The sequence below is a fragment of the Cuspidothrix issatschenkoi CHARLIE-1 genome (genome assembly GCF_002934005.1).
Classification (GTDB): Bacteria; Cyanobacteriota; Cyanobacteriia; order Cyanobacteriales; family Nostocaceae; genus Cuspidothrix; species Cuspidothrix issatschenkoi.
This window is the reverse complement of sequence record NZ_PGEM01000008.1, coordinates 1-18,250: the sequence shown is the minus strand read 5'-3', so window position 1 is coordinate 18,250 and position 18,250 is coordinate 1. Positions and strand designations below refer to the sequence as shown.

Sequence of the window (18,250 nt, the reverse complement as noted above, 5' to 3'; positions counted from 1 at the left end):
GGAGAATTATTTTGAGGTATCTTAAAATAAGTTAACATAATTATCATAATGTCCTCTCTCTTAGATTCTTTACAGAAGCTAGGTATAAGCAGCAAACAAGTACAGGAGAATAAACATCGGTGAATAATAAAAGGTGGCGAAATACGGGGCTATACGCGCTCCTGTTTATAGTTGTCATTGCACTGGGAACAGCATTTTTCGATAAACCCCAAAATAATAGAGAAACATGGCGCTATAGCCAGTTTCTTCAAGAAGTAAAACAAGGAAAAGTTGATAAAGTCAGTCTCAGCGCAGATCGCTCTACTGCACTGGTAACTCCCAACGATGGTACAAGCAAAAAGATTGTTACCTTAGTTAATGATCCAGATTTAATCAATACTTTGACAGCTAAAGGCATTGATATTTCTGTATTGCCTCAAGCAGACGAAGGATTTTGGTTTAAAGCTCTCAGTAGCTTATTTTTCCCTGTATTACTGCTAGTAGGGTTATTTTTCCTGCTGCGTCGCGCTCAAAGTGGACCTGGTAGCCAAGCCATGAACTTTGGTAAATCTAAGGCCAGAGTGCAAATGGAACCCCAAACTCAAGTTACCTTTGGAGATGTTGCGGGTATTGACCAAGCCAAATTAGAGCTAAACGAAGTTGTGGACTTTTTGAAAAACGCCGATCGCTTTACTGCTATTGGTGCAAAAATTCCTAAAGGTGTGCTTTTAGTTGGGCCTCCTGGTACTGGTAAAACCCTCCTTGCCCGTGCTGTCGCTGGGGAAGCTGGTGTTCCATTCTTCAGCATTTCCGGTTCAGAATTTGTGGAAATGTTTGTGGGTGTGGGTGCTTCCCGCGTCCGTGACTTGTTTGAACAAGCAAAAACTAACGCTCCTTGTATCGTCTTCATTGATGAAATTGACGCAGTAGGTCGTCAACGTGGTGCTGGTTTAGGTGGTGGTAACGATGAAAGAGAACAAACCCTGAACCAGTTACTAACAGAAATGGATGGTTTTGAAGGCAATACCGGAATTATTATTATTGCTGCTACCAACCGTCCTGATGTATTAGATGCTGCCTTATTACGTCCTGGTCGTTTTGATCGTCAAGTCGTGGTAGATCGTCCTGATTATGCAGGTCGCAGCGAAATTTTAAGAGTTCATGCCCGTGGTAAAACCTTATCCAAGGATGTGGACTTAGATAAAATTGCTCGTCGTACTCCTGGTTTTACAGGTGCAGATTTATCCAACTTACTCAACGAAGCCGCAATTTTAGCAGCACGTCGGAATTTAACCGAAATTTCTATGGATGAAATCAATGATGCTATTGATCGCGTCCTAGCTGGGCCAGAGAAAAAAGACCGGGTAATGAGCGAAAAGCGCAAGACCTTAGTTGCATACCATGAAGCAGGACACGCTTTAGTTGGTGCGTTAATGCCTGACTATGACCCTGTACAAAAGATTAGTATTATTCCCCGTGGTCGTGCTGGTGGTTTAACTTGGTTTACTCCTAGTGAAGACCGTATGGATACAGGTTTATACAGCCGTGCATATTTGGAAAATCAAATGGCCGTAGCTTTAGGTGGTCGTCTCGCTGAAGAGATTATCTTTGGTGAAGAGGAAGTTACAACCGGTGCTTCCAACGATTTACAACAAGTGGCCAGAGTTGCTAAACAAATGATAACTCGGTTTGGCATGAGCGATCGCTTGGGACCGGTAGCTTTAGGTCGTCAACAAGGCAATATGTTTTTAGGACGAGATATCATGTCAGAACGTGATTTCTCTGAAGAAACTGCTGCTGCAATTGATGAGGAAGTGCGTAAGTTAGTAGATACTGCTTACATTCGAGCTAAGGAAGTATTACTAAACAACCGCAAGGTTTTAGATGAAATTGCCCAAATGCTGATTGAAAAAGAAACCGTAGACGCTGAGGAATTACAAGAAATTCTTGGTAATAACGATGTGAAAATGGCAGCTTTTGCCTAATATTTTTCTTAAACTTTTAATTAGGGTAATTCTGGTTTTTCTGGGATTACCCTATTTTTTTATAACCGTGCATGATAAGCTGTTATGCATTTAACGGGACGTTTCCTGGTTTTACAACATAACAATAAGATGTGAGGATTTCTCCTGTTTTTCTTCCTCCGTGAACTCTGTGTCTCTGTGGTTCGTTTTTCAGTAACTTCTGGGTAAGTCCTAAAACAAATAAAAATCCCTATTCCCTATCATCAGCGATCGCATCTGCATTAACTAAACATAATTAATCGGATCTTCTAAACCCAACTCAGCAAAAGCAGCTAACCGCAATTGACAAGAATCACAGACACCACAAGCAGCATCACCACCAGCATAACAAGACCAAGTCAGATTCCAAGGAACACCTAATTGATTACCAAGTTGAATAATTTCTGTCTTTTTTAGCTCAATTAACGGTGCAACAATCTTAATTCCTTCTCCCTCGCGTCCTTGTTTTGTACCCAAGCGAAAAACTTCCTGCATAGCTTGGATATAATCAAGACGACAATCTGGATAGCCTGAATAATCTAAAGCATTAACCCCAATATATACTCTTTCGGCAGCGATCGCCTCTGCATACCCCAAGGCAAAACTTAAAAAAATCGTATTCCGTGCCGGCACATAAGTTACAGGAATATGATCCGCCATTTCATCTAAAGAACGCTGTTGGGGTAAATCAATCTTGTCATCTGTCAACGCAGAACCACCCCATTGTCGTAAATCAAAATTCACAACTTGATGTTGAATTATACCAGCCCTTTTGCCTACCATTAAAGCAGAACTTAATTCTTTACGGTGTCGCTGTTGATAATCAAAAGAGATAGCATAACATTCACATCCATCCTCTTTAGCTTGATAAAGCACCGTAGAAGAATCTAAACCACCGGACAACAAAATTACAGCTTTCATATCGGCATAGGGAATGGCAAAACAAAAAACATGAACAACACAGAGAAATTTTATTAATTACCCATTCCTTTACAAATTGTATCCAAAAGATGGGAAAATCAACAAAATGGAACAAACAAAGATATATGTACAGACAAACTCTGTGGAACAAGAATACCAATTGTATAGATCACAGGAAACATTGTACTCTGAGTATTAACTATTTAACGAATTGTAATTTTACTGATAGAAAGAGTGATTAATTTACAGAACAGAAATCAGGTGTTGACCAAATTAGTTAATTATCTAACTACATACCTGAGAATTTGTACTGAGAAATGACGAAATCTACCCAGTCAACAAAAAAACAGAGGATTTTTTTTGCAGCCAATGATAAAAATACACTAATTAACGACAGTTGACAAAAAAGATAGCCAAAATGGTGGGAACTGAAGGTAAACTTTGAAATTCTTCATAAAGATAATCACTATGTTACCATCTGGATGGTTTAAGACAAATCAAACTCGACGTTTAAGTATAAAAAACAACAAACTTAGCGTCTCTAAATTTGGTGGTTGAGGAGAGAACAATAGTGCAAGATAGCATATCAATGTCAGAACCAAATCTATATTCACAGCGCAGCCAACCACAACATATCCGCATAGGAGTGATTGGGGTTGGTAACATGGGACAACATCATACCCGCGTCCTCAGTTCCATGAAAGATGTTGAGCTAGTAGGAGTTTCGGATATCAACGTTGAACGTGGCTTAGAAACTGCTAGTAAATACAAAGTCCGGTTTTTTGAAGATTACTGCGACTTACTACCCCATGTAGATGCAATTTGCGTGGCTGTACCTACACGCCTACACTATGCTGTGGGCATCAATTGTTTGTTGGCAGGAATCCATGTTTTAATTGAAAAACCAATAGCGGCTAGTATTTCTGAAGCAGAATCTCTAGTTAATGCTGCGGCAGAATCCCAGTGTATTTTGCAAGTTGGTCACATTGAGCGATTTAATCCCGCATTTAGGGAACTGAGCCAAGTCCTGAAAACCGAGGAAGTTTTGGCCTTAGAATCCCACCGGATGAGTCCTTATTCAGCGCGGGCGAATGATGTTTCCGTAGTGCTGGATTTAATGATCCATGACATTGATTTGCTGCTAGAATTAGCCGCTTCCCCTGTGGTAAAATTGACTGCTAGTGGTACTCGTTCTTTAGACTCCGGTTATTTAGATTATGTAACTGCGACTCTAGGCTTTGCTAATGGTGTTGTTGCCACGCTGACATCCAGTAAAGTAACTCACCGGAAAATTCGCCGTCTAGTTGCCCATTGTAAAAATTCATTTACAGAAGCAGATTTTCTCAACAATGAAATTTTAGTCCATCGGCAAACGGCGCTTAATCCTCACCTTGACAACCAAAAAGTTCTATATAGACAAGATGGTTTGATCGAAAAAGTCTATACCACTAATGTTCAACCTCTAAGCGCGGAATTAGAGCATTTTGTTAACTGTGTCCGTGGTGGTAATCAGCCCTCTGTTGGTGGTGAACAAGCTCTTAAAGCCCTGCGCTTGGCTAGTTTAATTGAACAGATGGCTTTAGAAGAAAGAGTTTGGAATCCATTAGAATGGTCTGCTGAATCCAGAGTCCAATCTCTGACATCAACTATCTAGTTCTAATAGACAGTAGGTAAATTGATACAGCATATTTCATTCAAATGAGGTATAACCTGGAATAGTCAAACTTTTGTGGTGCGGGCATCTTGCCCGCAAGATGTGTACCTCATACCTTCGCAAACTGCTGTATGTAAGGGTGTAGCACTGCTAAACCCTATAAAACCACAGGATTAGGCCATTGTGAGTATAGCAACCCAATCGAAAATGTAAAAACACCAAATTAGTAATATAAATGTGATACTCCCCTGAAAAAAAAAATTGACCATCGCCTGTTCTCAATTTTGACGTATTTCTAGTTACACTTAACCCAACCTAAAATTTTTTGTAGCTCACCTTTTTGTAAGATGAGCATGATAACTTTTTACAGAGGATCTTCCATGACAGACCAACCATCCGCAGCTAATCCAATGAATGCCGCCGCCATTCCGATGAACCGCACTCCAGTAGCAGGAACAGGAGCAGGAACGGGAACAGGAGCAACAGCAGCAGCAGCAACAGCAACAGCAACACCGATAAATTCTGTGAAAACCACCAGTGTTGGCGGTAAAACAATTCTCAGTGTAGATTTGGGCAGAACATCCACCAAAACCTGTGTCAGCCGCGACACCAATGATGTGGCTTTCATTCCTTCTAATGTGAAGCAAACATCTATTGAGCAAATTCGTGGTGGTGTGTTTGAAGCTAAGGCTAGTGACCCACTCATGGATTTATGGCTGGAGTATCAAGGTCGTGGCTATGCTGTCGGGCAATTAGCAGCAGATTTTGGTGCCAATCTTGGCGTTGGCCAATCTAAAGTAGAGGATGCACTTATTAAAGTATTATCATCTGCTGGGTATTTTAAGCTCAAAGATGAAATTGCTGTTGTCCTCGGTCTACCTTTCCTATCTTTAGAACAATTTGAAAAAGAAAAGGCACAGTTAATTGGTTTGGTAACTGGAAGCCATACCATGAATTTCCGTGGTGAATCTTTATCTTTGAACATTACCAAAGTTTGGGTTATGCCGGAAGGATATGGTAGTTTACTGTGGTCGGAAACTCAACCAAATAAAGGCATATCAGTCCCCGATTTTACAAAAATTTCCGTGGGGATTGTGGATATTGGTCACCAAACCATTGATATGATCATGGTGGATAATTTCCGCTTTGCTAGAGGTGCTTCTAAGAGTGAAGACTTTGGCATGAGCCAGTTTTATGAAATGGTAGCTAAGGAAATAGACAACGCGGATAGTCAATCTTTAGCCTTGATTTCTGCGGTGAATAAGCCCAAGGGCAATCGCTTTTACCGTCCCAAAGGTGCTAGTAAGCCTACTAATTTGGATGATTTTCTGCCTAATCTCACAGAACAATTCTCACGGGAAATTTGCTCTCGTGTGTTAGCTTGGTTACCAGAACGGGTAACTGATGTGATTATTACAGGTGGTGGTGGGGAGTTTTTCTGGGAAGATATTCAGCGTCTTCTCAAAGAAGCTCAAATCAAAGCTTACTTAGCTGCACCTTCTCGCCAAGCTAATGCTTTGGGGCAGTTTATTTATGGAGAAGCGCAATTATCTGTTGCTGTTCGCTCTGCTAGGTCATAAAACTGATGTTCCAATGGTCAAAAAAGGTAGTTAAATCAGTTACGTTCAATCCAGAAATTGCTGATGAAAGCTTGTTGGCACAGGTGGAAAACTACTTAGAGACACAGCCAGGTAAAACTTTCAGTGACCTATGTAAAGAGGCTCTCTGGAAAGCTCTGTGTGTCCCAGAATCTGTACAACCAGCTTCTAATACAGCAGATAGCACTACGATTGAACAGAAAATCGGTGAAATACAACGTCGAATGACCGATTTTGAGGAACGTTTTTTTGCCAGGGAGTCTTATCGTTTGGAGGCGATGGAAAGTCAAATGTTACAACTTAGTCAACAAGTTGGAAAATTGGCAATCATTCTTGGTCAGCAACCACTTACTTATATCCCTCCTGACCCGGAACCGAAACTTGAATCTCAAGAAGTAGACCCTGTAATTAGCCGCATTGGTCAGTTTCTTGATGATTTTTAATCAAAACCCAGGTTTTTCCTTGTTTTTACTTTGAGAAAAACTCTTGAGTGAACTACCGTAAGTCCCACCAATAAGCCATTCAGGTATTATTGGTGGGATATTTCGTTTTAAGGATGAATAGGAGTAAAAAGAAGAAGGCAGAAGTTATAATCCACATTCTGCACTTTATTTTGTAATACGCGAATATTTCCTTAATTTTACAGCATATTTCATTCAAATGAGGTACAACCATAATCAAACTTTTGTGGTGATGGCTAACGCTACGCGAACGACAAGCTTAGTACAAGTCTTGCTCGCAAAATGTGTACCTCATACCTTCACAAACTGCTGTATTTTTAAAGTATACAAAAATACGTATTCTATCAATTACTTCCAGTGCTAATACTTTATTGTTTAAGCATTATTAATAATAATGTTTGAAAAGGGTAATACTACACTATGAAGTGCAGAATGTGGGAAATAATATCTGATTTCTGATATAGCGGTATGTAGTTGAATGAGATACAAACGGTTACTGAGCGATAGCCTGCGTGGCGTAGCCATAGTCGAAGTGCTGAAAATTAAAAATCATACAGGATAAGCTTTCCCCCCTACCTTCTGGCTCCGGCTATCTTATCCACCGATATCTATAGTTTTTGGGTTTTCCATAAATAGCTGGATAACAAATTTGTGACGGTATGGGCAACTATTGGTAATAATAAATTGCCACTTAATAGGGTGCTATAACCGAGAATGATACCAATAATAGTTGCCCAAAGTACATAAGGCCATTGTTTAGAACCACTCAGGTGTAAGACTCCAAAACACAGACTTGATACTATTACAGCTATAGAATCTCCACCTAAAGCGGGTAGCATGACACCTCGAAATAATAGTTCTTCGCTTAAACCGGGTAATAATGCTAACCAGATTAAGTCAGGTACAGCTAAAGGTTTGAGTACCAGTTCTAGATAATAGTCTGCACTTTTGCGATAAAGAGGAAAAAGGCGATAAGCTAAACCACTTAATATAGTAATGGCTATACCTAAAGTTATTCCTAAGAGTAAATGTTTTTCGTCCCAAAACCATTTAAAAAGAATGATGTTACCCCAACGTAACCATAATTTGGCAACTATCCACAGAATAATTGCGGTTACACCCATGGCAACTAATACTTGGGTGCGGGTGAGATAGGGAAGTTCTGGTTCTTGATTTTGTTGTTCAATCACGGTTATTTAGATAAATAATGGGTAATGGGTAATTGATAAAACTCTTGCCTATTTCTGTTTCATCTAAACCTCCAGGAAACCCCCACAAAAACTGTACTCAGTTTGGTGATGGGAGGAATGGAGGGTTAACTAGTGATGGGTGGTTGACTGTTCCCTATATTAACCAATTAATAATGAACAAGGATTAATACCTGCTTTATGAGCTACTAATAGACCTACAGATTCTAAGTATGAGTTTACCTGTAAGGTTTTAATCTTTAACATGGGAGCAGAAACTTTAATCAAAGTTTGATTTTCTGTAACTGTAATTATTTGACATTGTTTTTGGCTTAAACTTAATAAAGCACTACTTCCACAGGATGTGGCAGGAATAATTACAGCATCTACTTGATCTGCCCAGATGTCGGACAATAAACAATTGTGGACTTCTCTATTAATAATAAATTGGGGGGCGCTACTCAAGCCAACTAAAACGCAAGGTAAGAAAGTATAGCCTATTTCTTCGGCTGCTGCACGGGGTGATAAATTAGGGGTTGGAGGGGTGCTGGCAAGGGCAGGAGCATGGGCGCAAGGAATTCTAAAGGTACGGACTAATAAATGACTAATGACGGCTTCTGCACCGGCTAGGGGGTCTACCCCTTGACCTTGATGATAGTTATGGAGGGCGGTTTCGTCCATGTCGTCAGGGAAACGGGCAACAACGGCGATCGCCTCGGCTTTTTCTTCTATAATTAATTTCTCAGCAGCCCGTAATAAACTATCAGGATTGCCAATTGTTCCCCAACTTGTACCGGAGGAAGAAGTGCGTAATTCTACGTTTAGAGGGGCATCGGTAATTACATAATTGGTAATATTTAATCCTAAACTGGCTCTGGCTGCATCAGCTACTTGCAAGTGTCGCAGCATTAATTCCGGTTCGATACCCTGGTCTAAAAGTAAACCTACTCTATTACTGCGGACGGGACGTAAACCCCATTCTCCAGCCGCAAATTTATCTAAACCATAACCTTCGACATAGAAAGCGTTGGGAATATTCCAGTATAAACTGGCGGCGTTCATGACATTGGGGTGAGTAATCAAGCGATCGCATACCTGTGATATAAGTTTAGCTACTGGTAAAGCATCACCAGCATAACCGCCAATCGCTGCCCCAATGCCGGTAGGTATAATTAAAATTACTGTGTATGGTTTTTGATTTGCTATCACAGGTTTTTTGATTTTGTCCCAAACGCTAACAAGAATTAAGCGGTAACTACAGCTTCTACTGTGGCGGTTTGTTCTTCTTCATCAACAGCAGTAATAGCCCAACGCAAAGGTTCACCTTGTTTTTGTAATTCCTCTGTAATGGCTGTTTCTAACTCGGTGGGAGTTTCTTGTAATTCGATTTCGGCGGTAATAAAGTGAGTTGTCATCTAAACCTCCATCCTTTGTATTTGTAATTCTGAGAATACACCAATCATCAGTCAACAGTTACCTAACCTTTGCCAAATTGTTTGTCGTAAACTATTTCTTCCTTACCTGTTTCAATCTTTAAATCAGATAATGGTTTAGAAACACAAAGTAGTGCATAGCCTTGTTTTTGCAGTTCTGGACTTACACCCATACCCCCGCTTTGATCTACACTTCCTTCTAAGATTAGACCAGCACAAGTGGTACAAACTCCAGCATGACAGGAAGCTGGTAACTCTAGACCCGCTTGTTCGGCTACTGATAAGACTGCTTCACCTTCGGGAACTTGTAGAGTATATATTTTACCTTCGTGATTGATTTCTACAGTGTAAGTTTTGGACATATATAATAACAGGTTTCGGCAACGGACAAACAGTTAATTTTACATCATAATATATAGCAATCTTGTCCGATTTGGGAAAGTTTATCTTTTTTAATGTTGCTAAGTTCTGATCGGATACTGGGGCATTAACTAATTTATTTATATCCATACGATAAATACCTATGATATCTTATACTAAATTAATAACTCTTGTATCAAAATAGGTTAATTGACCCATGACTGATAAACGAGAACTTTCAGAACAGGATATTTGTACAAAGTATATTTTACCTGCCTTGGTGCGTTCAGGCTGGGATATCACCAAGCAAATCCGAGAACAGGTGTATTTTACCGATGGCAGAATTTATGTCAAAGGAAATCAAGCAAGAAGAGGAAAAGCTAAAAAAGCAGATTATATTCTTTATTATAAACCTAATATTCCTATTGCTGTAATTGAAGCTAAAAAAAATATTTATCCTGTTGGTGCTGGTATGCAACAGGCTTTAAATTATGCAGAAATTTTAGATTTACCTGTGGCTTTTAGTTCTAATGGCGATGGTTTTTTAGAACATGATAGATCAGGTTTTTCTAGTTTAATTGAACAAGAATTAAACCTTGATAATTTCCCCACTCCTGAACAGCTTTGGCAGAAATATAAAAAATATAAAGGAATTATCACACCAGAAGCGGAAACAATAGCTAGTTTTGATTACTTTTTTGATTCCCAAGGTCGTCAACCAAGATATTATCAACAAATTGCAATTAATCGCACAGTAGAAGCGATCGCTAAAGGTCAAAATCGGTTACTTTTAGTCATGGCCACAGGTTCTGGGAAAACTTACACCGCTTTTCAAATTATTTATCGTCTATGGAAAAACAGAGTTAAACAAAAAGTATTATTTTTAGCTGATCGCAATGCTTTAATTAGTCAAACAAGACGGGGTGATTTTAGACATTTTAAAGATAAAATGACGGTGATTAAAAACAAAACTATTGATGATGCTTTTGAAATATATTTAGCATTATATCAAGGTTTGGTTAATTATGATGATGATATTTTGGATGCTTATAAACAATTTAGTCCAGAATTTTTTGATTTAATTATAGTTGATGAATGTCATCGGGGTAGTGCTGCTGATGATAGTAAATGGCGAGAAATTTTAGAATATTTTAGTTGTGCTACTCAAATCGGTTTAACTGCTACTCCCAAGGAAACCAAAGAAATTTCTAATACTGAATATTTTGGTGAACCAGTTTACACCTATTCTTTAAAACAAGGGATTGATGATGGTTTTCTTGCCCCTTATAAAGTGATTCGTGTGGGTTTAAATGTAGATTTAGAAGGTTATCGTCCTGAAATGGGAAAACGAGATAAATCTGGTTATTTTGTGGATGATAGAATTTATAATCTCAAAGATTTTGATAGACATTTAGTAATTGATGAAAGAACCAAAACCGTTGCTAAAAGGGTGATGGAATATTTAAGAAAAACAGATGTTTATGCAAAGACAATTATTTTCTGTACAGATACAGAACACGCGGAAAGAATGCGTCAAGCTATTATCAATGAAGCGGGTAGTTTAGCTTTAAAAAATCATAAATATGTGATGCGTATTACCGGAGAAGATAAGGAAGGAAAACGAGAACTTGATAATTTTATTAATCCTGAAGAACGTTATCCTGTCATTGCAACCACTTCTAAATTAATGACGACGGGAGTTGATGCACAAACTTGTAAATTAATTGTACTTGATTCTAATATTGAATCCCCTACAGAGTTTAAACAAGTTATTGGTAGAGGTACAAGAATTAATGAACAATTTAATAAGCAGTTTTTTACAATCATGGATTTTAGAAATGTTACCGATAAGTTTGCTGATCCTAACTTTAATCATCATCCCATTATGATTAAAGAACTTGCTAACAATCAACTGTTAACCATAGAAGATATTAATGGCAATTTAACAGATGTTATCATCGATCAAGATACTGGGGAAGTGATTAATTTTAATCAAAGTGCTGAAAATTTCACTTACACCAAACCGAAAATTATTCAAGGTGGAAATATTGTTTCCGAAAAGCGAGATAAGATTTATATTACCGGGGTTTATATTGCAATTCTCAATGAAAGGGTGCAATATTTGAATGAATCTGGAGAATTAGTAACTACCAGTTTAAAGGATTATACAAAACAAAATTTATTGCAGCAATTTAGTAGTTTAGATGATTTTTTGACACGCTGGAAGGAAGCAGATAAAAAAACGGCTTTGATTGCCGAATTACGAAACCATGATATTATTGCTGAGGAGTTAGAACAGGAGATTAAAAAAGATTTAGATTTATTTGATTTAATTTGTTATGTTGCTTGGAATCGTCCTCCTTTAACTCGTAAAGAAAGGGCAGAAAATGTCAGAAAACGAGATTATTTTACTAAATATGGTGAAAAAGCAAGGGAAGTTTTAAATGCACTTTTAGAAAAATATGCCAATGATGGAATTGAAAATATTGAAGATTTATCTGTACTAAAATTAGAACCTTTAAAACAATTTGGTTCTCCTCCAGAAATTGTAAAAATTTTTGGTGGTAAGTCTCAATATATTTCTGCTTTGCGAGATTTAACTTCTGAGTTGTATAAAATAGCAGCATGATTAAGATTTGTGTTATAATGGAGTGAAAATGTTGAAACTATGGAAACTATGCAGAGTTATAATCTTAAATATCCAGAATACTTATTGCTTGGGAAAACTGGAAATTAAAGGCTATTAATGGGAAAATACATTATGAATATTCAAGTCAAACCAGAAACTGAGGAATTGATACAGGCTTATATTGCTACAGGTAACTACACTAATGCTGATGAGGTGATTACTAAAGCACTTAAATTATTATCGGAATGGGAGAAGGGGTATCAACAATGGGAACAGGAAACACGCGAAAAATTGGCTGTAGGAATTGCCCAAGTTGAACAAGGTGAGGTGATTGATAGTGATGTTGTTATGGCAAGATTACATGAGAAAATTAGGCAAGCCCGTGAGAGTCAAAAATAATGGAATATGTTTTATCTGTAGAGGCAACTAAGGATTTAGAAGATATTTTAGATTATTTTCTCCAACGTAATATTGATGTGGGAGAAAGATTTGTTCAGGACTTTAATAATAAATGTCGTAATATAGCGAGGTTTCCTAAAATCGGGCGTAGTTATGGAAATATAGATTCTCTATTAAGGGGTATTCCTATTGATGGATATATTATTTTCTATCGGGTGTTTGAAAATAGTATTGTTATTGTGCGGGTTGTTAGTGGTTATCGAGATTTAGAATCTTTGTTTTTAGAATCAGATAAATAAGTAAAATGAATCCTTAAAAAATAATGAAAGGTTATATCAAAGAAAAGACAGTTATTGTACTGGAAGAATTACCAGATTCTTTTCAAGAAGGTGATGAGGTAGAAGTTTTAATTTCCACTTTCGAGAAAAATGATCATCAGCAGCTAAAATTAACAGTTATTCCCGTTAATCATCAGCAGAAACGAGATCAACCAGGGTTACATTTACGTGCAATATCAACAAGTGATGATTTTGATGAACCCTTACCTGATGAATTTTGGTTAGGAGAATCATGAAATCAAATTAAATCTCAGTTAGGTAAGTTATCTTTGAAACTTCCATTAAAGGATATTATCAATGAACAAATACACAATCATAATATTTTGATTTTATCAATTACATCCGAACATATATTAGGATTAGATAATTTACCGCTACATCATAAAGATCCATTTGATAGATTATTAATTTCACAAGCAAGTCTTGAAGATGCGATTTTAATTAGTTGCGATTCTGTTTTTAACAAATATTTGACAAAATGTAACTATTTTATGTTATTCTCTTATATTATACATTTTTATTTTTCTATGAAAAATCTCGGTGGTAGTATTAAAAGTTTACGTAATTTCATGCGGAAAGATCCAGGTGTTTCTGGAGATGGACAAAGAATTGAACAGTTAGGTTGGTTACTGTTTCTGAAAATTTTAGATGCAAGTGATCGTGAATTAGAATTAATTAAAGATGATTTTATTTCCCCTATTCCTGAACATTTACGCTGGTGTAATTGGGCGGTTTCTGAAAAGGGAATGACTAATGATAAAAAATCATTAACCGGTGATGAGTTACGAGATTTTATTGATAAAGATTTATTCCCCACTTTGCGAAATTTAGACACTAGCGCCGGGAATAAACGCACAATAATTATCAAGGAGATTTTTCAAGGTACTAATAATTATATGAAAAATGGGACTATTATCCGTCAGGTGTTGAATAATCTCAATGAAATTGATTTTGAAAGTTCCGAAGATCGGCATTTATTCGGTGATATTTATGAAACTATTTTACGGGAATTACAAACCGCCGGCGCTTATGGGGAATTTTACACACCCCGCGCTTTAACTGAGTTTATGACAGAAATGGTTAACCCGATGTTAGGGGAAACTGTACTCGATCCTGCTTGTGGTACGGGTGGTTTTTTAACTTGTGCAATTAATCATTTACGTTTGCAAGGTGTTGATAATGTCCGAGATTTGCAAACTTTAGAAAAAACAATTAAGGGGATGGAATTTAAACCTTTACCCTTTATGTTAGCGGTGACAAATTTATTTTTACATGATATTGAAGTTCCCAATATTGAATATACAGATAGTTTAAATCAAGAATATACTGCTATTGGTAATAAAGATCGGGTTGATGTGATATTAGCTAACCCTCCTTTTGGTGCTTCGGTGACTGATGGAGTAGAGGATAATTTTCCCATGAATTATCGCACTACAGAAAGTGCTGATTTGTTTTTATTATTGATGGTGCGGTATTTACATGATGGCGGACGGGCTGCTATTGTTTTACCTGATGGTTCTTTAACGGGGGATGGGGTAAAGGCGCGTATTCGTCAGCATTTATTAGAGTCTTGTAATTTGCATACTATTGTCCGTTTACCTAATTCGGTGTTTCAACCCTATGCGTCTGTGGCGACTAATTTGTTATTTTTTACCAAGGGTGAACCGACAAAGGAAATCTGGTTTTGGGAACATCAATTACCGGAAGGTGTGAAGGCTTATTCTAAGACAAAACCGATTCATAAAAATGAGTTTCAGTCTTTAAAACAATGGTGGAATAAGCGGGAGGAAGGTAAACAAGCATGGCGGGTAAGTTTTGAGGAGTTGGAAAAAAATGGTTTTAATTTAGATGTGAAAAATCCCCATGTGGCAGAGGTTGAAAGGGGTTATAGTTCGGTTGAGTTATTGGGGATGTTGCATGATTCTTTGAGAAAGAGTGATGAGTTATTAGATATAATAAGAAATCAATTATCGTAGGGGTAATTCATGAATTACCCCTACATCAATCAATGTTACGGACAATTCATGAATTGTCCCTACAAACCGATATAAAAATACAAGAAGATGAGATAAAACAATGACAAAATTCATCCATCGTAATCGGCGTTCCATTCGATTGAAAGGTTATGATTATTCTCGTAGTGGTGCTTATTATTTGACAATTTGTGTAAATCATTTTGAATCTTTGTTGGGAGAAATTCAAAATGGAGCAATGATTTTAAATCAGTATGGCGAAATAGTTAAAGATGTTTGGGAAAATTTACCCAATCAAGTTTCAGATATTGATTTATATGAATATGTAATTATGCCAAATCATTTTCATGCAATTCTAATAATTGATAAATTTGGGGATTTAACACAGTTTCCTGAAGAAGTGGATGTTTATGATGAAAAAGATCGTAGGAAGATGATATTACCTAAAGTGGTTGGACGATTTAAAATGTTAACAGCTAAGGCTATTAATCAAATCCGCGAAATTGAAGGATCATTTTGGCAACGTAATTATTATGAGCATATTATTCGTAATGAGGAAGATTGTCAGAGAATACGAGAATATATTATTAATAATCCAATGCACTGGGAACTTGACGAAAATCATCCATCTTTGATTAAAAGTAAAATTAATAACAATAAGCGTAAATCTTTTAATCAATCACGCAAGTGATATACAAGTAATAAATGTTATCATATCACAATGTAGGGGCAATTCACGAATTGCCCCTACGATAATAACGATGAAAGAAATTAATGAAAAAATCTCATAACGAAATTGGTAAAATTTGCGATATAATCAAAAGGAAAATAAACCATCTGTAGGGGTAATTCATGAATTACCCCTACAATTATATTAAAGAATTTCTTATGAGTAAATTTCAAATTGTCAAAATTTCTAACTTTTTAAAAAGTCGAGAAGAAAGATATAAACCAGATGATACCGCTTTATCTGGATTAAAACGGTTAGATAAAATAGATTTTAATGGCAATATTCATCAATCAGAAAAGCCAACTAAAACTGATATGATTATTGTATATCCTGGTGATTTAGTAATTTCTGGAATTAATGTTCAAAAAGGTGCTATAGCTGTTTATCAGGGAAAAGAACCCATAACAGCAACAATTCATTATTCGTCATATACATTTGATCGAAACAAAATTGACATTGAATACTTTAAAAGATTTTTGAAAAGTCCTGAATTTTTAAAGGCTTTACAGGAACAGGTTAAAGGTGGAATTAAAACAGAGATTAAACCTAAGACTTTCTTACCAATTGAAATTAAACTTCCTGATTTAATTGAACAACAGAAAATAAATAAATATTTTGATTCTTTTGAACAAGAATTAAGAGAATTAAAATCTGAATTAAATAATCAAGAAAAATACATTACCCAACTAAAACAAGCGATTTTACAAGAAGCTATTTCTGGTCAATTAACAGCAGAATGGCGTAAACAAAACCCAAACCAAAAAGGTGATCCAAACACCGACGCAACCGCACTTTTAGCCAAAATCAAAGCGGAAAAACAACAATTAATTAATGATGGTAAACTCAAAAAAGAAAAAAAGCAAGATTCTATTTTAGAAAGTAGTCTCTTAATACCTAATACTTGGGAAAATCCACTTTTAGGAGATATAACTGAGCAAATTACAGATGGAACTCATCAAACACCAAATTATGTAAGTAATGGTAAGACTTTTTTATCTGCTCAAAACGTAAAGCCATTTAGATTTATTCCAGAAAATCACCGTTATATTACAGAACAAGCCTTTTTAGATTACAGAAAAAATAGAACTCCAGAAAGAGGAGATTTATTAATTGCTCGTGTTGGTGCAGGTATTGGTGAAACTGCGGTTATAGATCAGAATATTGAATTTGCTTTTTATGTAAGTTTAGCTTTAGTTAAAGTATTTAAAGAATTGACAAATCCTGATTATTTAGCAGTTGTTTGTAACTCTCCTTATGGTGTTCAGTATGCAAAAGGCAATGTTTCAAGTAATGGTGTTTCTGCTGGTAACTATAATCTAGGAAGAATCCGATCTTTTAAAATTCCCCTTCCTCCCCTAGCAGAACAAAAAGCAATAGTTGAAAAAGTAGATTATTTAATGAAAATAATAGACCAACTAGAAGCACAAATAAAACACCGAAAACAACTAGCAGAAGACCTAATGCAAACAGTTTTAAGAGAGGCTTTTGTCTGATAGCGTAGAGTGGCGCAAGCTATATCAGAATATCCAGGATTAAAGGATTTACAGGATAGAATGTAGAATAATTCTGATCATCTCAATTCAGAAGATGATAAACATAATATTATTCAACAATGAATAATTGCTAAATAACATCCTGTACATCCTCAAATCCTGGATATCCTGATTCTGATAAATAAAATTAATTAAACCTATTCAAAAATTCATTAGCAGTAATAATTTCAATATTTCTAAAAGGATTTAATACCAATAAATCCTGATCACCTGTAATAATAAAATTAGCCTTACCGCTAATTGCTAACTCCAAAAATTTATCATCTTTGGAATCACGACAAATAGTAATAGATTCTTTTATTTCTATCAATTCTGACATCTCGATTAGTTTAAGAATTAGTTAGGACTTACGCAAAATAGAACGAAAGTAGGGGTAATACCCTTCGGGAAGCAAGCTACATGAATTACCCCTACGAAATAATCAGGGTTGTAGTTACATCTTGCGTAAGTCCTATTAGTTTAAGAATAAATTCTTGCTTTTCCTCTACGGTAAAATATTTGTCAAATTTCTTGCGATTTAAAACTCGATTTAGTTCTAATAATGTTGCTTCTGAATATAAAATTAATCCCTGGTTTTATATTTTTTGAATTATCTGAAAAGGAAGAGAGTTTTTAATCAGCAATGCACTGACTAGAATATTATTATCTAAGACAAAACGGTTATTCTTCATCATCATCTAAAATTGTCTGTAATATCTCTGGTGTTAAACCTCTCTTTTCAGCTTTATCAGCAATTTCTTCCATCACTTGACTAAGACTTTTATTAGCAAAATCAGGCTGAAAAAACAACTTAATTATGACACTGAGTTTTTCTTGTTTGTTAGCTTCTGCTTCTCGGTAAGCTTTCGCTACTTCATGATCAACATTAATAGTAATTGTTTCCATCTCAAACTCCTAAATTTGATCCAAAAGACAATTGCCTTTATATCCCCATTGTAGCATTATTTAACATTTTCCTATAAAATGAATATCCTGTACATCCTTAAATCCTGGAAATCCTGATTCTGACAAATATAGGACTTACGCAAGATG

18 protein-coding genes are annotated in these 18,250 nt (G+C 36.3%); 11 read left to right on the top strand and 7 right to left on the bottom strand.

The genetic code is table 11. The features are described from left to right. Positions 1-119: 119 nt before the first annotated feature. Positions 120-1,964, top strand: coding sequence for an ATP-dependent zinc metalloprotease FtsH3 (ftsH3, locus tag CUN59_RS01345; RefSeq protein ID WP_104386152.1), 1,845 nt, complete (start codon positions 120-122; stop codon positions 1,962-1,964). 264 nt (positions 1,965-2,228) lie between these two features. Here ftsH3 and queC read toward each other — a convergent pair whose 3' ends face one another. Further along, entirely contained in the window at positions 2,229-2,903 is a 675-nt protein-coding gene (queC, locus tag CUN59_RS01340; protein WP_104386151.1) for a 7-cyano-7-deazaguanine synthase QueC, read from the bottom strand. 571 nt (positions 2,904-3,474) lie between these two features. Between queC and CUN59_RS01335 the strand changes: the two genes are divergently transcribed. The 3 genes from CUN59_RS01335 (at position 3,475) to fcmC (ending at position 6,598) form a co-directional block, all read left to right on the top strand. Further along, positions 3,475-4,557: a Gfo/Idh/MocA family protein gene (locus tag CUN59_RS01335; protein ID WP_104386150.1), complete on the top strand. Its 1,083-nt coding sequence runs from the start codon at positions 3,475-3,477 to the stop codon at positions 4,555-4,557. 380 nt (positions 4,558-4,937) lie between these two features. Next, positions 4,938-6,137, top strand: a complete 1,200-nt coding sequence (gene fcmB / locus CUN59_RS01330; RefSeq protein ID WP_104386149.1) for a filament morphology actin-like protein FcmB — start codon at positions 4,938-4,940, stop codon at positions 6,135-6,137. A gap of 5 nt (positions 6,138-6,142) precedes the next feature. Further along, entirely contained in the window at positions 6,143-6,598 is a 456-nt protein-coding gene (gene fcmC / locus CUN59_RS01325) for a filament morphology membrane protein FcmC (protein ID WP_104386148.1), read from the top strand. 626 nt (positions 6,599-7,224) lie between these two features. On the opposite strand, the gene CUN59_RS01320 is transcribed toward fcmC, so the two are convergent. The 4 genes from CUN59_RS01320 to CUN59_RS01310 form a co-directional block, all read right to left on the bottom strand. Further along, entirely contained in the window at positions 7,225-7,806 is a 582-nt protein-coding gene (locus CUN59_RS01320) for a CPBP family intramembrane glutamic endopeptidase (RefSeq protein WP_104386147.1), read from the bottom strand. A gap of 159 nt (positions 7,807-7,965) precedes the next feature. Then, entirely contained in the window at positions 7,966-9,012 is a 1,047-nt protein-coding gene (locus tag CUN59_RS01315) for a DUF3326 domain-containing protein (RefSeq protein WP_104386146.1), read from the bottom strand. Between the two features lie 35 nt (positions 9,013-9,047). Further along, positions 9,048-9,218 carry a DUF8621 family protein gene (locus tag CUN59_RS21235; RefSeq protein ID WP_165790135.1) on the bottom strand — a complete coding sequence of 57 codons (171 nt, stop codon included), beginning with the start codon at positions 9,216-9,218 and terminating at the stop codon, positions 9,048-9,050. Between the two features lie 62 nt (positions 9,219-9,280). Further along, entirely contained in the window at positions 9,281-9,598 is a 318-nt protein-coding gene (locus tag CUN59_RS01310; protein WP_104386145.1) for a 2Fe-2S iron-sulfur cluster-binding protein, read from the bottom strand. A 215-nt stretch (positions 9,599-9,813) separates the two neighbouring features. Between CUN59_RS01310 and hsdR the strand changes: the two genes are divergently transcribed. The 7 genes from hsdR to CUN59_RS01275 all read left to right on the top strand — a co-directional run bounded on the left by hsdR (position 9,814) and on the right by CUN59_RS01275 (position 17,158). After that, complete coding sequence (gene hsdR / locus CUN59_RS01305) at positions 9,814-12,225, top strand: EcoAI/FtnUII family type I restriction enzme subunit R (protein WP_104386144.1); 2,412 nt, start codon at positions 9,814-9,816, stop codon at positions 12,223-12,225. Between the two features lie 132 nt (positions 12,226-12,357). Continuing rightward, positions 12,358-12,624: a ribbon-helix-helix domain-containing protein gene (locus CUN59_RS01300; protein ID WP_104386143.1), complete on the top strand. Its 267-nt coding sequence runs from the start codon at positions 12,358-12,360 to the stop codon at positions 12,622-12,624. Further along, the gene (locus CUN59_RS01295) at positions 12,624-12,923 is read left to right on the top strand and encodes a type II toxin-antitoxin system RelE/ParE family toxin (RefSeq protein ID WP_207765346.1); all 300 of its coding nucleotides are present in this window, start codon (positions 12,624-12,626) and stop codon (positions 12,921-12,923) included. Before CUN59_RS01300 ends, CUN59_RS01295 begins: the two co-directional genes overlap by 1 nt. Before the next feature lie 23 nt (positions 12,924-12,946). After that, positions 12,947-13,198 (top strand): prevent-host-death protein, encoded by a 252-nt coding sequence (locus CUN59_RS21630; protein ID WP_207765345.1) that lies wholly within the window; start codon positions 12,947-12,949, stop codon positions 13,196-13,198. A gap of 33 nt (positions 13,199-13,231) precedes the next feature. Further along, positions 13,232-14,938, top strand: a complete 1,707-nt coding sequence (locus tag CUN59_RS01285) for an N-6 DNA methylase (protein WP_243406829.1) — start codon at positions 13,232-13,234, stop codon at positions 14,936-14,938. A 100-nt stretch (positions 14,939-15,038) separates the two neighbouring features. Next, the gene (locus CUN59_RS01280) at positions 15,039-15,626 is read left to right on the top strand and encodes a transposase (RefSeq protein ID WP_104386141.1); all 588 of its coding nucleotides are present in this window, start codon (positions 15,039-15,041) and stop codon (positions 15,624-15,626) included. A gap of 353 nt (positions 15,627-15,979) precedes the next feature. Further along, the gene (locus CUN59_RS01275; protein WP_207765344.1) at positions 15,980-17,158 is read left to right on the top strand and encodes a restriction endonuclease subunit S; all 1,179 of its coding nucleotides are present in this window, start codon (positions 15,980-15,982) and stop codon (positions 17,156-17,158) included. Positions 17,159-17,345: 187 nt separating this feature from the next. Here CUN59_RS01275 and CUN59_RS01270 read toward each other — a convergent pair whose 3' ends face one another. Together CUN59_RS01270 and CUN59_RS01265 are read right to left on the bottom strand one after the other, a co-directional pair. Next, positions 17,346-17,537 carry a putative toxin-antitoxin system toxin component, PIN family gene (locus CUN59_RS01270; protein WP_104386139.1) on the bottom strand — a complete coding sequence of 64 codons (192 nt, stop codon included), beginning with the start codon at positions 17,535-17,537 and terminating at the stop codon, positions 17,346-17,348. 341 nt (positions 17,538-17,878) lie between these two features. After that, entirely contained in the window at positions 17,879-18,103 is a 225-nt protein-coding gene (locus CUN59_RS01265; protein WP_104386138.1) for a hypothetical protein, read from the bottom strand. Between the last annotated feature and the right edge of the window lie 147 nt (positions 18,104-18,250).

What these genes read in the sequence shown, in the direction of transcription:
- queC (WP_104386151.1), bottom strand. Translation starts at nt 2,903, where the DNA reads ATGAAAGCTGTAATTTTGTTGTCCGGTGGTTTAGATTCTTCTACGGTG.
- fcmB (WP_104386149.1), top strand. Translation starts at nt 4,938, where the DNA reads ATGACAGACCAACCATCCGCAGCTAATCCAATGAATGCCGCCGCCATT.
- fcmC (WP_104386148.1), top strand. Translation starts at nt 6,143, where the DNA reads ATGTTCCAATGGTCAAAAAAGGTAGTTAAATCAGTTACGTTCAATCCA.
- CUN59_RS21235 (WP_165790135.1), bottom strand. Translation starts at nt 9,218, where the DNA reads ATGACAACTCACTTTATTACCGCCGAAATCGAATTACAAGAAACTCCC.
- CUN59_RS01310 (WP_104386145.1), bottom strand. Translation starts at nt 9,598, where the DNA reads ATGTCCAAAACTTACACTGTAGAAATCAATCACGAAGGTAAAATATAT.
- hsdR (WP_104386144.1), top strand. Translation starts at nt 9,814, where the DNA reads ATGACTGATAAACGAGAACTTTCAGAACAGGATATTTGTACAAAGTAT.
- CUN59_RS01300 (WP_104386143.1), top strand. Translation starts at nt 12,358, where the DNA reads ATGAATATTCAAGTCAAACCAGAAACTGAGGAATTGATACAGGCTTAT.
- CUN59_RS01295 (WP_207765346.1), top strand. Translation starts at nt 12,624, where the DNA reads ATGGAATATGTTTTATCTGTAGAGGCAACTAAGGATTTAGAAGATATT.
- CUN59_RS21630 (WP_207765345.1), top strand. Translation starts at nt 12,947, where the DNA reads ATGAAAGGTTATATCAAAGAAAAGACAGTTATTGTACTGGAAGAATTA.
- CUN59_RS01280 (WP_104386141.1), top strand. Translation starts at nt 15,039, where the DNA reads ATGACAAAATTCATCCATCGTAATCGGCGTTCCATTCGATTGAAAGGT.
- CUN59_RS01275 (WP_207765344.1), top strand. Translation starts at nt 15,980, where the DNA reads ATGATTATTGTATATCCTGGTGATTTAGTAATTTCTGGAATTAATGTT.
- CUN59_RS01270 (WP_104386139.1), bottom strand. Translation starts at nt 17,537, where the DNA reads ATGTCAGAATTGATAGAAATAAAAGAATCTATTACTATTTGTCGTGAT.
- CUN59_RS01265 (WP_104386138.1), bottom strand. Translation starts at nt 18,103, where the DNA reads ATGGAAACAATTACTATTAATGTTGATCATGAAGTAGCGAAAGCTTAC.